At 67.2% G+C, this 16,281-nt stretch carries 4 protein-coding genes; 3 read left to right on the forward strand and 1 reads right to left on the reverse strand.

What is annotated here, in order from left to right; genetic code table 11:
* The first annotated feature begins 65 nt into the window (after window positions 1–65).
* Window positions 66–12,845: a LamG-like jellyroll fold domain-containing protein gene (locus tag KDL01_RS29505; protein ID WP_212531920.1), complete on the forward strand. Its 12,780-nt coding sequence runs from the start codon at window positions 66–68 to the stop codon at window positions 12,843–12,845.
* A 131-nt stretch (window positions 12,846–12,976) separates the two neighbouring features.
* Window positions 12,977–13,528, forward strand: a complete 552-nt coding sequence (locus tag KDL01_RS29510; RefSeq protein ID WP_212531921.1) for an SUKH-4 family immunity protein — start codon at window positions 12,977–12,979, stop codon at window positions 13,526–13,528.
* Between the two features lie 294 nt (window positions 13,529–13,822).
* On the opposite strand, the gene KDL01_RS29515 is transcribed toward KDL01_RS29510, so the two are convergent.
* Complete coding sequence (locus tag KDL01_RS29515) at window positions 13,823–15,040, reverse strand: tyrosine-type recombinase/integrase (protein WP_212531922.1); 1,218 nt, start codon at window positions 15,038–15,040, stop codon at window positions 13,823–13,825.
* 20 nt (window positions 15,041–15,060) lie between these two features.
* Between KDL01_RS29515 and KDL01_RS29520 the strand changes: the two genes are divergently transcribed.
* Window positions 15,061–16,134 (forward strand): integrase core domain-containing protein, encoded by a 1,074-nt coding sequence (locus KDL01_RS29520; RefSeq protein WP_212531923.1) that lies wholly within the window; start codon window positions 15,061–15,063, stop codon window positions 16,132–16,134.
* Window positions 16,135–16,281: the final 147 nt, after the last annotated feature.

Genomic DNA, 16,281 nt, shown 5'->3' on the forward strand with positions numbered 1-16,281 from the left:
TGGGTGGGAAACGTCGCTTCTTCGGAGGCCGGCGCGGGCGCTGGGGCGCGGTCGGAGCGACGGCGGTGGTCGCGGCGTTCTCCGTGATGATCGGCGTCGCCACGGACACCCAGCCGCCGGAGAAGCTGGCGGCCGGGGGCGGGGCGTCGCGCGACGTCGCGTCCGCGTGGCACTCGCTCGCCTCGACGTTCGACGCCACGGTCGGGCTTCTCCTGCCGAACGAGCCCGACGGCAAGACGGTGCGTTCTACCTCCGACAAGGCGGGCAAGGGCACCGGCCACGCTCCGGGCAAGGGCGTCGGGCAGCTGCCGGAGTACAACCCGGACGCCCTGGCCAACCGGGTCGCACCGGGCAAGTCCGCGACGATCCAGACCGGCTACAACGCCAAGACCAGCAAGGTCGATCAGAAGCGGACGACCTCGGTCAACACCTGGTACGACAACGCCGACGGCTCGCTGACCGAGCACCTGTCCCAGTCGCCGTCCAACTACAAGAACGCCGCGGGCCAGTGGACGCCGATCAACGACAAGCTGACGACGTCCGGCAGCTGGTATACGAACTCGGCGAACTCCTTCAGCCTGTCGCTCGCAGCGAGCGCCCCGTCGTCCGGGAAGACCGCCACCTCGGTGAGCGGGGCCGCGGACCGGCGCATCGTCGACCCCTCGGCCGACCCGAAGGACGCGACGGACGGCTCCACCGGTGAACTCGCCGATCTCGGACTCGGGACGAACGAGTCGTTCGGGTGGTCCCTGGCGGGCGCGGCGGACGTGGCCGGCACCACCTCGGCGGACGGCACCACTGTCACCTATCCGAGCATCCTGGCGGACACGGATCTCCAGCTGACCAGCGAGTCCTACGGGGTGAAGGAGTCGCTCACCCTGCGGTCGGCGTCGGCGGCGAACGTGTGGACGTTCCCGCTCTCGCTCAAGGGCGTCTCGCTCGGGCAGAACGCCGACGGCATCTGGCAGTTGACCGACGGGTCGGGTGCCGTAGTGGCGACGCTGGAGGCGCCGTACGCGGACGACTCCGCGGGCACCAGGTCCGACCCGGAGCCCGCCGAGACCCACGCGGTCGGGTATTCCCTGGTGCAGGCGAGTGACGGCACGCAGGACCTCGTGATGACGTTGGACAAGTCCTGGCTCGATGATCCCGCCCGCGTGTTCCCGGTGACGGTGGACCCGACGACGACCGTGTCGATCAACGGGCAAGAGGAGACCACGTACATCGACACCGGCTACCCGACGGCGAACAACGGCTCGAGCCAGCGGATGGTCATCGGAGCGGACCCGGGCAACACGGCGGACCAACGTCGCAGCTATCTGTACTTCCCGACGTCCTCGATGGTCGGCCAGGGTTGGCACGTCACGGGGGCGCAGTTCGCGGCGTACATGTACGCCGCGTCCAACACCGCCTCCTCCTACGCGAGCTACACCGTGGACGCCCCCGGCTCGGCGTGGAGCGTGACGGGGCTGACGCCGAACAACGAGCCGACCTCCGTCAGTCTGGTGGGGTCCGGGACCTACTCGACAACCACGACCGGGTCGGTCACGGAGGACACCACGGTCTACGACGGGTCGTGGACCTACCTGAGCCTGGGTACGACGGACTTCAACGACTGGCAGTGGTCGTCGAACGTCAAGTACTACGGGCTCGAGCTCGCGGCCACCTCCCAGACGGATTCCAACTACGCGAAGTGGTTCACCTCGTCGCTGTACTCGGGGTACGCGCCGTATCTGTCGCTGACGTACACCACCGACGTGGCCGCTGACGTGACGGCGTGGTCGCCGTCGTCCGGGGAAGCGGTGCAGAGCCTCACCCCGACGCTGTCGGTGCAGGCCACGGACACCGACCCGTTCCCGAGCGCGGTGCTCGGCTACACGTTCTGCGTCTACTCGGGCACGACCGGCAAGAAGATCGTCTGCTCCGCGGGCGGCACTTCGAACTCGTACATGGTTCCCGCCAAGCTGCTCAAGTGGGGCCAGAACTACCAGTGGATCGCGCTCGTCTACGACGGTTTCCAGGACTCGGCGCAGAACTTCTACTCGTTCACCACGACGGCGCCGCCACCCGTGCTCGGCGGGCAACAGTCCTCTGACACATCGGGCAAGGGCTTCAACGCGGCGACCGGCGACTACACCTCCGCCGCGACCGATGCCTCGATCGCCACGGCGGGTCCCGAACTGTCGGTGCAGCGCTCCTACAACTCGCTCAACCAGCTCTCCTCGGGGGCGTTCGGCTCCGGGTGGTCCACCGGCATCGATGCGGGCGTGACCCAGGTCCTCGACGGCGCGGGCAACCTCACCGAAGCCGTGGTCACCTATCCGGACGGCGAGGAAATCGCCTTCGGCCGCGAGAGTGACGGCACCTACGACGCGCCCGCGGGCCGGTACGCGACGCTGACCTACTCCTCGTCCACGGGCTACACCCTATTGGACCGGCAGAACACGCAGTACCAGTTCGGACACGTCGTGACGGCTCCGGTCATCTCGACAACGGACTCCACTAAGCAGACGACCGCCGGTGTTTACGGCATCACCCAGGTCAGTGACGCCCAGGGCAGAGAACTGAAGTACTCGTGGTCGGCCACGACGGGTGGAGACGTCTCCAAGGAGGCTTCGGCCACCTCGGGCCGCTACCTGGGCTTCACCTGGAACAAGCCGGCCGGTGCCGCGTACAGCCATGTCACCTCGGTCGGTGAGTACTCGGCCGCCGGGACGCTCGTCGATTCCTGGAACTACGGGTACACCGACAACAACGACGACCTCACCTCGGTGTGCGCGCCCGGCGAGACGACCGCGTGTACCGGCTACACGTACAAGGCCGGCTCCGTCTATCAGGAGACGATCGTCAACTCCGGTGCCGCGCAGTACTGGCCCTTGGACGAGACGAGCGGCACCTCGGCGCCCACCCAGGTCGCGGCGAACTACGGGTCGGGGACCCTGACCTACACCGGCGTCGGTCTGGGCTCGACGGCAACTCATGTCGCCGGGTCGCAGGCGAAGGTCGCCACCTTCAACGGGACGAGCGCGTACGCCTCCTCAACGGCGTCGGTCGTGGACACGGACGGCGACTTCACTGTCTCCGCATGGGCCCAGGTCAACACCACCTCCGGCGTGCAGGACGTGGTCACCGAAGACGGTGTGCACAACTCCTCGTTCTTCCTCCAGCTGATCAGCGACCACTGGTCCTTCTCCCGGATCGCCGCCGACGCGACGACGGGCGGGACGGCCATCCGCGCCTCCGATCCCGCGGCCGAGAGCGCGAACACCTGGTACTTCCTGACCGGCACCTACGTGGCGTCGACCGGGGCTCTGTCGATATACGTCAACGGCGCGCTCGTCGGGACGCCGGTGGCGGACACGTCGCCGTTCTACAGCGCGTCCGGCGCGTTGCGCATCGGCCGCGGCTTCTACGCCGGCAGCGCGACGGACTGGTACAACGGCGCGATCTCCGACGTCGCAGTGTGGGGTACGTCGCTCTCGGCGATGCAGATCAGCCAGCTCTACGCGGCCGGCAACGGAGCCTCGCGGCTGCTGACGAACATCACCCGGCCGAATCTGCAGACGAACGTGCACGAGGCCGACGACGCCGACGCCACGTATGACCCCGTGACGGGCCGGGTCTCGTCGGTCACCGACGCCAACGGCGCCCAGTACGTCGTGTCCGCGCCCTCGGTCGGCTACTCGGCTCAGGCGTACCAGGCCGATGTCGCCGCATACGCTCCGACCTTCGACTGGAGCCTGGGAGACGGCGCCCCGGCGACGCTCGTGACGAACTCGGTCACCGATGAGACGACGTCCGACGGCACGGGCCTGGACGGGACGAACGAGCAGGCGCACTACAACGCCGTGACCCTCGGCACAGACGGTTCGGAGTTCAACGGCGCCACGTCGGGGACTCCGACCTACACGGCCGGAAAGTTCAACGGCTCGAGCTCCTACGTGACCCTGCCCTCGGACTTCCTCAACGAGCTGACGACCGGTTCGGTCGTGCTCTGGTTCAAGACCTCGACGGCCGGCGGAGTGATCCTGTCGTCCTCGGCCGGGACGCTGGACCCCGCGGGCGCCGTCACCACCACGCCCGGGAACTACACGCCGATGCTCTACGTGGGCAGCGACGGCAAGCTGCACGGCAGCTTCTACTCCCAGCCCGGATATCAGTACACGTCCACGTCCACCGTGGACGACAACACCTGGCACATGGTGGTGCTCACCGCCGGCCAGCCGTCCCGGACGCCCAAGGGCGTCCAAGTGTGCCCGAGCGCTGAGGCGACCGTAGCGCCTGCCCCGAGTTCGGCCACGGCCGGTTCCAGTGCGAGCGCGTCGCCGAGCCCGACTCCGTCGCCGTGCCCGGACCCCTCGGCATCCACGGCGAGCGCCTCGCCCTCGGCCAGCTCCACTCCCTACAGCGAGTCGATGTACGTCGACGGGACGGCGGCGAGCACCAGCCTCGACCCGACCCTCGCGGCGCAGCCGGGCCAGACCAACGCGTACCTCGGCGGCGGCTTCATCGGCGGCAACTGGCCGAACGAGGCGCACCAGTCCTCGACTTCCAATGTGGGGACCTCGCAGGGCTTCAACGGAGACATGGCGGACGTCGCCCTCTACCACAGCGCTCTGTCGGACTCCGCGGTCTCCCAGCTGTGGAACGCGTACAAGCAGGTCGCGCTCGGCAACGTCCACTACTTGAATGCCATCGACAAGGTGACGGTCACCACGCCGGCCGACTCGTACGACCAGAACGTCACCCACTCCTCGACGGCACCGGTCGCCACGTACTACTACGACCCGGCCAACGGCATGCGCGAGGCGGCGTCGCAGGACCCGATGGGGGCGATGACCACCTACGGGTACGACTCCGCCGGGACCCTCGACACCGTCGTCGACCCGAACGGCGACGAGACGATCACCGGTCACGACGACCGCGGCAACGACGTGTCCGACACCACGTGCCAGGATCAGGTCGAACAGAAGTGTTCGACCTCATATAAGACGTACTACTTCGACCCGGTCGACGAACTCGATCCGCGCAACGACGTGATGGCGACCTCCTCGACGGCGAACTCGAGTTCGGCGACCGACACGACGTACCGGACCACCTACGCGTACGACACGTACGGAAACCTGCTCTCGACCACCGACCCGCTCGGCAACACGACGTCGAGCACGTACACCGACGGCACCGGCGCGTTCCCGTCCTGCGACGGCGGAACGGCGAAACCCGCACCCGTGGGGCTGCAGGCGACGTCGATCACGGCGGCCGGCGCGGTCACCCGCTACACGTACTACGCCGACGGCGACGTGTGCGCCGTGTCCAACGGCGACGGCGACGTCACCACGTTCACCTACGACGGGCTCGGCAGGATCAGCTCGAAGACGACCGGCCACCAGTTGGTCGGGGACTGGCCGTTGACCGACCCCGCGGGCAGCACGAGCACGCTCGACACCTCCGGCCTCGGCAACTCCGGCGCGGTGACGAACGCGACGTTCAACAGTTCGTACGCCTCGTTCCCGGGAACCGCGGGGCAGGGCATCGCGACGCCGAACCCGGTGCTCAACACCGCGGGCAGCTACTCGATATCCGCGTGGGTGCAGTTGACGTCGGCGCCCTCCACGTACGCGATGGTGGCCTCGATCAAGGGCTCCACCTCGGCGAACCAGGCCTCCGCGCACCTGATGTACACGACCTACAGCGGTCAGAACCGGTTCATCTTCCAGACCAGCGCGACCGCGTCCTCCGCTCCCACCTGGTACAGCGTGGAAGCGACGTCGAGCCCGACGGTGGGCTCCTGGTACCACCTGGTCGCCACGCACGACGGCTCGACCGGGCAGATCGCGCTCTACATCAACGGCACGCTGGTCGGCACCAGCGTGGCGGCCCAGTCATGGGCGCCGTCCGCCGGCAGCTTCGACATCGGGTCCGAGAACGGGTCCTCGCCCTTCCCCGGCGACATCGCCAACGTGCAGGCCTATCAGCGTGCGCTCTCGGCCACCGAGGTCTCGACCCTCTACGCCCAGGGCCGCACCGGTGCGGTGGTGTCCGATCCACTCACCGCGGCTTGGCCGCTGACGGACGCGGCGGGCAGCACGAGCGCGCACGACGCCACGGGCCTGGGCAATCCGGCCATGGCGACCGGCGCGACGTTCAACGGTTCCTACGCCTCGTTCGCCGGTACCAGCGGGCAGGGCATCGAGACGGCCAACCCGGTGCTCAACACCTCGGGCAGCTACTCGATCTCGGCATGGGTGCAGTTGACGTCCTCGCCCTCGACGTACGCCATGGTGGCGGAGATCAAGGGTCTCGCGGGCACCAGCGGAGCCGCGAACATCCTCTATACGACCTATGACGGTTCGAACCGCTTCATCTTCCAGACCACCGCGACCCAATCCTCGAGTCCGACCTGGTACACCGCGCAACCGAACTCGGGTCCGGCGGTGGGCGCCTGGTATCACCTGGTGGGTACGCGCGACGCCTCGACCGGGCAGATCTCGTTCTACATCAACGGTGCCCTGGTCGGCACCGCCTCGGCGCCCTCGTCATGGACGCCGACCACCGGCGATTTCGTGATCGGTTCCGACAACGGAACGTCGCCCTTCCCCGGCAACATCGCGAACGTCCAGGCCTACCAGTCTGCGCTGTCGGCCACCGAGGTCTCGGCCCTCTACGCGCAGGGCCGTACCGCGGCGCAGCTGCCGCCCGTGTCCGGGATGAACGAGACGACGTCGTACTTGTACGACACGCACGGCCAGCTCGCGCAGGTGACGAACCCGCCGGTCACCGACGCGGTGACCGGTGCCACGCACACCGCCGTGACCAGCTACACCTATGACGACGACGGCGACGTCCTCTCGACGACCGTCGCGGACTGGGGCGGCGCAGACGCGTCGCGCGAGACCACGGACATCTACAACAACTACGACCAGGTCCTCTCGCAGACCGCGCCCGAAGGCAACCCGTCGTACACCTACGACGCGAGCGGCAACCTCCTGGCGTCGTTCCCCGCCGACCAGGACGGGGTGAACCACACCAGCACGTTCACCTACGACGCGTACGGCAACGCCGAGACCTTGACCGACGCCGCCGGCCGCGAGACCGAGACGCTCTACGACGGCGCCGGCCGTAAGCGGATCGTCGAGCTCCTCAACACCGACGAACACGGACAGGCCGCCCCCGGCACCAACCTGATCCAGGAGACCTGGACCTACGACCCCGCCGGCCGCATCGCCCAGACGGTGCAGGACCCGGGCGGTGTCAACCGCACCACCAACTACACGTACTACGACAACGGCCTGAGCTACCAGGTCACCGAGTCGGACGGCAACGGCCACAGCTACGTCGACTCGACCTCGTCGTACGACGGTGCCGGCGAGCTGACCACGCAGTTCACCCAGAACGGTGCTCTGGAGACCGACTACAAGTACGACTTCGGCGGCGAGAAGACGACCACGACCGTCGATCCCTCGGGCGTGGACCGCGTCACCACCGACACCTACGGGCCGGACGGGCAGGTGGACGAGTCCACGGTCGTCGGCTACGTGCAGGGTTCCACCGGCACCCGGCTGACGGTGTCGGACAACAAGGCGACCTTCGACGCACTGGGCGAGAAGCTGACCTCGTCGGACATCGACGGCTCACTCACGCGCACGACGTCGTACGAGCGCGACTGGCGCGGACTGGCCACCGCGGTGACCGACCCGGCCGGCAATGTCACCTACGACGTGTACGACGGGTCCGGTCAGCAGGTCGAGACGATCACCCCGACGGTGTCGACCACCACGGTCAGCACCTCGACCGGCGCGGTCACCCAGGCGAACGGCCAGGCGGTCGTGACCGTCGGCTACGACACCTTCGGCGAGGCCGTCGAGTCGGTGGACGCCGACGGGAACGAGATCCGGGCCGGCTACGACGCCGACGGAAACAAGATCTACAGCCAGGATCCCACCTACGACCGCCCCGATCCGGGCACCGGGCCGGCCACGGTCACCCCGGTGTCCGTCTACCAGTACGACGCGGACGGCGAGCTCACACACTCGTGGGACCCGGCGGCGACCGGCTCCGAGACGGTGACCCCGGGCGAACTGCCGCTCGACACGGCTTCGTACACGGCCGGCGAGGAGACCTCGGCGACCTACAACAACCTCGGCTACGCCTACAACGAGACGCAGACGGACCTGTCCGGGAGCATCACCACGCCGCTGACGACGTCGGCGACCTATGACGCGCTCGGCGAGCAGCTGAACACGACCGACCCGGACGGCGTCCAGACCATCTCCGACTACGACTACCTCGGGCGGGTCACGTATCAGACCACGTACGAGAGGTCGGGCGGGTCGGACGACAAGACGGCGGAGTACGACACGGTCGCCTTCGGCTACGGGACGACGGCGTACCAGGCGTCGAACCCGGCCGGCTACGCGACCCTGCAGACGGTGCAGACCGCTTCGACCCTCGCCGTCTCGCAGTCCTCGGCGGCGACCGTACTGAGTGCCGCGTACCGCACGTACGACAGCGCGGGAGAGCTCGCGTCGCAGATCAGTCCGGTGGACACGGCGAGCTCGAGCGACGTCGCGGTGGAGTCCTACACGTACGACGGCGCCGGGCGTGTCGTGAACACGTCGGAGCCCAACGGCAGCTCCACCCAGACGCACTTCGACGAGGCTGGCCTGGAGACATCCTCGTCGACCGAAGACGGAACGGGTGCGGTGATCGCGTCCGGATCGTCGACGTACGACACGGACGGCCAGGCGATCACGAGCACCACGCTCGACCAGACGGCCACGCAGTCCCCGACCGGGACCGCGACGTACGCCACGTCCTGCTTCACCTACGACGCGACCGGGCTGCTCACGACCGAGGTCCAGCCGGTCACCGCCGCCTCCAACCCGGCGAACGGCTGCACCGGCTACGTGACGTCGGGCACCGGTGCGAACGCGATACAGGTCTCCTACGCGTACGACCCGAGCGGGAAGCAGACCGCGTACACCGACGGCGACGGGAACACCACCTACACGAGCTACAACAGCCTCGGCCAGGCCGAGGCGACGATCGTCCCGGCGGTGTCGACCAGCACCTACTCGTACACCGGCCTGGCGGACCGGGAGACCGTCAACACGTACGACGCCGACGGCAATGTGACAGCCGAGCAGGAGCCGGGCAGCGTCACGGTCACCTCCGACTACGACGCCTTCGGTCGCACGTCCGACCAGAACGGCTCCGTGGGCAGTGGTTCGGGCTCTGGGACCACGGCCCCGACCGCGGAGCGCAGCTTCACCTACGGCAACGACGGTGAGATCCTCTCCGCCAGCACGAGCGCCACCTCCAACAGCGCGGCGACCACCGAGAGCTTCACCTACGACGATCGCGGCAGCCTGACCAGTGCCACCGGCGCCACCGGTGCCACGGGCGACTCCTCGTTCACGTACACGGCGGCCGGCCAGATGGCCAGTCGGACCGACGCTTCGGGTACGTCCACGTACGCGTACGCGGACGGGTTGCTGACCTCGGACACGGATGCGGCTTCCGGCACGACGCTGCAGTACGCGTACTACCCGACGACCGGCCAGACCAAGTCCGTCAGCTACGGCGGCTCCGGCGGGGACACGCGTACGTTCCTCTACAACGCGGCGGGCGACGTCACCTCCGACTCGCTCACGGTCACCGCGACCGGCTCGAACGTGGGCCTGCTGACCTACGCGTACAACGCCGCGGGTGAGCTCACCTCGAAGCAGGATTCGACCGGTACGGCCAACGCCTACACCTACGACGAGGCCGGCAGGCTCACGTCGTGGACCAAGGGCAGCAGCACTTCGGCCTACTCCGGCAGCGGTACCTGCACGAACGGCAGCAGCCTGACGTGCTACGCGTACGACGCGGACTCGAACCGCACCGAGGTCGGCTCGAACGTCTACGCCTACGACGCGCGCGACGAGCTGACCAGCGACGGAACCAACACCTACACCTACACCGCGAACGGCGACGTTTCGCAGATATCGAAGTCGACGGTCAACGGGCCGGTCGTCACCGGGTACACCGACGACGCATACGGCCAGCAGCAGACCGCGGGCGTGTCCACCTACACGTACGACGCGGCCGGCCGCATGGTCTCGGAGACCTCGGGCACCACGACAAGCACGACGCAGTACTCGGGCACCGGGAACGACGTCGCCGAGGCAGGCGGTCAGACCTACTCGCGCGACCCGTCCGGCGGGCTGGTCGGGGAGAACACGGCGGGCGCGAGTACCGCTGGGAATGTGCTGTGGACCGATGAGCACACCGATGTCGTGGCGGCATTCGGGGCGAGCAGCACGACGCTGTCCGGGACCCAGGAGTACGACCCGCTCGGCAACGTCCTGACCTCCACCGGCGCGATGCAGGGCATCGAGCTCGGCTACCAGAGCGAGTTCACCGACAAGTCCACCGGCGAAGTCAACATGGCCTCGCGCTGGTACAACCCGGCCACCGGCACGTTCCTCAACAAGGACAGCGCCACCAACTCGGCCACCCCGGACACCGCGAACGCCAACCCGTTCGCGTACGGCAACGGCGACCCGCTGGTCGGCACCGACCCGACCGGTACCACCAAGTGCGACATCAACCCCGAACTGTGCAGCGGGAAGGCCAAGACCGAACGACCGCAGACGACCCCGACCCCGCCGTCGCCGCCGGCGGACCAGACCGTCGCCCAGGACCCGAACGCCTGCGCCACCAAGCTGTGCCACGACCAGGTGACGCAGCAGATCGAGACCGTGCAGACGGTCCAGAACAACATCGTCGACGAGGCCTACTCGGACCTCGACCGCGAATGTATGCACGGCGCGGGCGCGGTCAAATGCCTGGAGGCACACGCCGACCAGACGTACTCGAAGGCCATCGGCGACACACTCCAGGAAACCGGCGGCCAGTACGTCGAAAACGGTGAACTGATCACCGACCAGACGTACATCAGCAACGTCGTCGGCGCCCAGGAGGCCGCGGCGGCCCAGGCGAAGGCCGCGCAGCACCGGTCCTGGTGGAAGACCGCGATCAGCGTCGCCACGCAGGTGATCACGACAGTGGCCACGGTCGCGGCCGTCATCGCATGCGCGGCGTGTGCGCCACTGGTGGGCGCCCTGGCCTCCATGATCGACTACTCGGTCGACGCGGCCCTGAACGGCAACTTCTCCGTCACCGGAATGATCGCGAGCGGAGTGGTCGGCCTCGCGTCCGCCTACATCGGCGGCGCCGCGTCCGGCCTGGCCAGCAAGATCACCAGCAAGATCGCCAGCAGCGTGCTGTCCAGCGCGCTGGAGGGAGCCGTCGCCGGCACAGCGGCCGGCGCGGTAGGCGGCTTCGGCAACTACTCCATCAGCTGCGGCCAATCCTGCTCGTTGACCGGCGCCCTCGTCAGCACCGGTACCGGCGCCCTGGTCGGCGGAATAACCGGAGGCGTGGGCGGCGGCGCACTGGCCGCGGCCGGCAAGGCCGCCGGCTCTCTGCGCTCGAGCGGCGACAGTGCAGCCGGCGACGCCACCGGCGCAGCCGACACCGCGGCTGCGAATACCGGCGAGACCGCGTCCGGCACGCCGGACGTCGAGGCGGGCGGCAGCGCCGCGACGGATGTGTCGGAACCGACGGGGAGCGGATCGCCCGCAAATGGCGAAGGCGACCCCGCAAACGACACGACGGGCTGCCCGTCCGCGCCCAACTCGTTCACCGCGTCGACGCCCGTGCTGATGGCAGACGGTACGACGAAGGCGATCAGCCAGGTGAAGGTGGGGGATCAGATCGAGAACTCGATCCCCGGCCAGTCCGGTGTCCAGACGAACACGGTGACCGCGGTCGAGGTCGTACAGACCGACCACGACTTCGTCGACGTGACCGTCAAGCCGGTCACCCCCACAACGCCGAGCACACAGCCCGCCACCGCGTCCGGCTCGACCTCGAGCACCATCAAGATCAAGACCGCCGTGAAGCGCGCAACCCTCGGCGCTGCCGCAGCCCTGACCGCGATCGGCCTCGCCACCAGCGCAGTTCAGGCCGTCGCGCCGCAGAGCACCGCAGCTGGCGCATCGACATCAGCGGCCGCACTGGCCTCCTCGTCGTCGACATCCACCCCGACCGCGCACGACACGACCTCGCACAACACCGCTGCATCCGCGAAGGCGATGCCCAGCGGCGGCACGATCACGACAACGTTCCTGCACCCCTTCTACGACGAGACCCAGACCTCGTTCGTCGAAGCCCAGTTCCTGCACACTGGTGACGTCCTCCAAACGACGGACGGCACAGCCGTCATCACCGCCCTGCACCTCTACCACGCCGACACGACCACCTACGACCTCACCATCGGCAGCCTGCATACCTTTTACGTCCTCGCAGGCCAGACCCCGGTCCTCGTTCACAACACGAACGGCTGCGGTCCAGTTGTCGGACTGAATGACCCGTCGTCAGAGATCTCGCAAGTTTCAATGTCTGCGCGCATGGCGAATGGCGTGAAGCCAACGCAGAATGTGGCTGTTTATCGGGTTGGTGAAGGTGATGGTGCACGATATCTTGCCGCAGCCAATGATCCGGGTGGCCTGCATTCCGAAGAAATCTTGAATAACTTCATCAAGGATCCAGCCAACGGGATTTCGCCTGATGATGTTACGGGCGTCTACTCTGAACGCGTACCATGCATGACTGATCCGCATAACTGCGCTAGTAGCCTTTCGCAGTACGGCAATGCTCAAGATGATATATCTTGGAGCCTTAATCCCGACGGGATACGCAATGGTGCGAAGAACGCGGGCGCGATAGCAAGAGCTATGGGATCATATTCGGGCCCACCGGATGGCTTACCTGATTTCGAGTGGATAACTCCGTAGACCGCTCAGGCGCTGCCCAGGCCAGGAACTCCCTGGGTGGCGGGTGGTAGGTTAGCGTTGGCCGCCAGGCGAACTGGTGGCCAACGCTCCGACCTGGAGCTTCTGCAACGGACGAGGTGAGGAGGTATGCGATGGCTGAGGTTGAGTTGCAGCAAGGATTTGAGCGTTGCTTGTCGGATTCGCTTGATCTGATCGTGGGTCGATGTGGGCCTGGCGCTTCTGCTTCTCGCGTTGTGGATGTCTGGAACCTTCCGCCTTCTGATCGGGAAGCGCTGATTTCCCTGGGGGTTCCGATCTTTGAAGACACTAGGCAGTCGCCCATCCAATTGGCTGGCGAGGTTCAGTCGGCTGAGCTCCCATCCCTGACTGAACGCGGCTACCTGGCCTATAGGATCGGCCGCTATTGGCGGCGCGAAATTGGAGTGCTGGAGCAGTCTGGTACGGTAATCGGTGTTCCGGAATACGCAGAGCTGGATGTAAGCTTCCTGAACAGCTCGCTGGCGGCGTTCCTTGAAATTGCCTGGCGCTGGAACTGCGCCCGTAAGATCCTACTCGCTACTGAAGACTACGAGCAGCTATACGAGAACCTCGGCCGGTTCCAAGATTTCGTCCATCGCTTAGATCCAATTGTCTCCAGTGACCCGAGATATGCTTGGTGGAATGGAATCATTGAAGGCTGGTAGTTCCAAAATGGATCAGTCATATCGGCCCCACTCTGCGCTCTTGTTGCCGTCAGCGATTCTATGATCAATGGGCTTAATATCCGTTTTGCCGACTTTGTGACTGCTTAGTCATCGGCGTGTTGCCGTCAGAATTGCCGTCACAAGACGTTGACGGATGGGGCGCGTTGCCGTCAGCCCGTGGGGAGCGAAGTCCCTGCTCCGTGGCGTGATCCGGGTTTGCGGGTACGCCAAAGCCCCGGCCTGATTTTCACGGTATCAGGCCGGGGCGTGGGGTGGGGTTGCCGTCAGCGGGGGTTACGGCTCCTCGGAGAGGGCTTGTTCGAGGGCGGTGAGGGCGGCGCGTTGGGTGGCAGGGCGGATTTCGCTGTAGATGTCGGCGGTGGTGCCCAGGTGGGCGTGGCCGAGGACGCTGGAGGTGATGTGAAGTTCGGTGCCGGCCTCGCCGAGGAGGGTGGCGGTGGTGTGTCTGAGGTCGTGCAGGCGGAAGTGGGGCAAGGCGGCGATGGTGCGGAAGCGGTCGAAGACAGGAGCAAGGCTGTAGGGGTCGAGGGGTTTGCCGTTGCGTGCGGTGAACACCAGCCCGCTTTCGTGCCAGCGCGCGCCGAGCAGAGCCCTTTCCCGGTTCTGGCGGCGCTTGTGGTGGCGCAGCACCGTGAGAACCGAGTCGGTCAGGGCAACGACGCGCTTGGAGGAGGGCGTCTTGGGCGGGGCGAAGGTGATGCCGGTGCCGACCAGGCGCATGAGGGTCTGGCCGATGGTGAGGGTGCCGGCGTCGAAGTCGATGTCTTGCCAGCGTAGGCCGAGCAGTTCGCCGCGGCGCATCCCGGTGAGCAGGGCGAGGTGGACGAGGGCGTAGAGGCGGTGGTCGCTGGCCGCTTCCAGCAGGGCGCGTGCTTGGTCGAGGGTGAGGGCTCTGGGTTTGTGTCCGTCGCGTCCGGTGGGGACTTGGACGAGGGCGGCGACGTTGCGGTGGAGGTATTCCTCCCGTACGGCGTGGGAGAGGGCCGCGACGAGCACCTGGTAGATGCGGTGGACGGTGGTGGGGGCCAGGCGCATTCCGCAGCACTGTCCGATCGCGCAGCAGCGGGGTTGCTGCCTGCGGCGTTCCTTGTTCTGGGCGCAGCACTGGCAGGTGGTTTGCAGTCTGGTGACGAAGCGGCGCACGTCGGCGATGCTGAGCTTGTCGAGGTGGATGCGGCCGAGACCGGGGGTGAGGTGGACGTCCACGGTGGAGCGGAGCAGTTCGAGGGTGGAGGGGCGTACCCGGGGTGCCTCGACCTCGGTGAGCCACCAGGTGAGGTAGTCGGCGAGGGTGGGGATGCGGGCGCGGGTGGGCAGGCCCTTGCGGCTGACTGCGGTCTTCTCGGCGAGCTGGGTGACGGCTTCGCGGCGGGTGGCGGCGTAGACGCTGACGCGCCTGCGGGTTCCGCCGGGGCCGAGGATGTAGGCGCAGGCTTCCCAGCGGCCTGTGCTGGTCGAATACTCTGCCGATGGCTTGACCTGCGGCTTCATCGCCGACATGATCAGTGGTCGTGCTCGTGTCTCTGACCTACCGGCTGCTGGTTACGGTGCTGTCGTGGCTGGCGCTGCTGGCCAGGTCCTCGGCGTCGAAGGACGCGGAGATCCTCGCGCTACGCCAGGAAGTCGCGATCCTGCGTCGAGCCAACCCGAAGCCGAAGATGACCTGGCCCGATCGGGCCGTGCTTGCGGCGCTCGCCCGGGTCCTGCCGAAGCTGCTGCGGACACATCGGATCGTGACGCCGGGTACGCTGCTCCGCTGGCACAGCAGGATGGTTGCGAGGAAGTGGCGTCAGCCACGGCCGCCGGGCAGACCGCCGATACCGGACGACCTCGTCGAGCTCATCTTGCGTCTGGCCCGGGAAAACCACCGGTGGGGCGTGGTGCGGATTCAGGGGGAGTTGCGTCGGCTCGGCCACCGCGTCGCCGCCTCCACCATCCGCAGGATCCTACGCTCACGCCGGATCCCACCACCTGCTCAGCGCGACGAGGCCTGGCGCACCTTCTTGCGCGCCCACGCCACGACGCTTCTGGCCACGGACTTATTCCACGTCGACTGTATGGTCTCGCTCAAGCGTCTGTATGTGGCGTTCGTCATCGAGATCGGCTCCCGCCGGGTACACCTGCTCGGGGTCACCGAGCACCCCACCGGGCAGTGGGCCACCCAGCTCGCGCGTGAGCTCACGTGGCAACTCGAGGAGACTGGGCACCGCTTCACCCACCTGATCCGGGACAGGGACACGAAGTTCACCGAGGCCTTCGACGCCGTGTTCGCCTCGCTCGGGATCGAGATCGTCAAGACTGCGCCGCAGGCTCCCCGAATGAACGCGTTCGCCGAACGGTTCGTGCGCACCGCCCGGAACGAGTGCACCGACCGCATGCTCATTGCCGGACCGCGCCACCTGCACACCGTCCTGAACGAGTTCGTCGAGCACTACAACGCCGGCCGAAGCCATCAAGGCCACGGCATGGACTTGCGGGCACCGAACGACAACCCGAACGTGATCGCCTTCCCCACGCCGAACAATCGCATCCAACGCCGAACCGTGCTCGCAGGCCTCATCAACGAATACCAGCCAGCAGCCTGAAGCCGCAGGTCACACCATAGTACTCCAGTCGTAGTTCGTGATCTGACGCTGTGTCACGCGATGAGTGCGAGGCGGGTTCGGTAGTGGTGCCAGCGGGCGCGTGCTTGGTGGCGTCGTCTCCAGTCGGACCAGCGCAGGCCGTGTTTG

Origin of the sequence: Actinospica durhamensis, from assembly GCF_018139695.1 — a bacterium.
GTDB lineage: Bacteria > Actinomycetota > Actinomycetes > Streptomycetales > Catenulisporaceae > Actinospica > Actinospica durhamensis.

Bases quoted from the DNA above. Each gene is read 5' to 3' on its own strand.
- KDL01_RS29510 (WP_212531921.1), top strand. From the start codon at position 12,977: ATGGCTGAGGTTGAGTTGCAGCAAGGATTTGAGCGTTGCTTGTCGGAT.
- KDL01_RS29515 (WP_212531922.1), bottom strand. From the start codon at position 15,040: ATGAAGCCGCAGGTCAAGCCATCGGCAGAGTATTCGACCAGCACAGGC.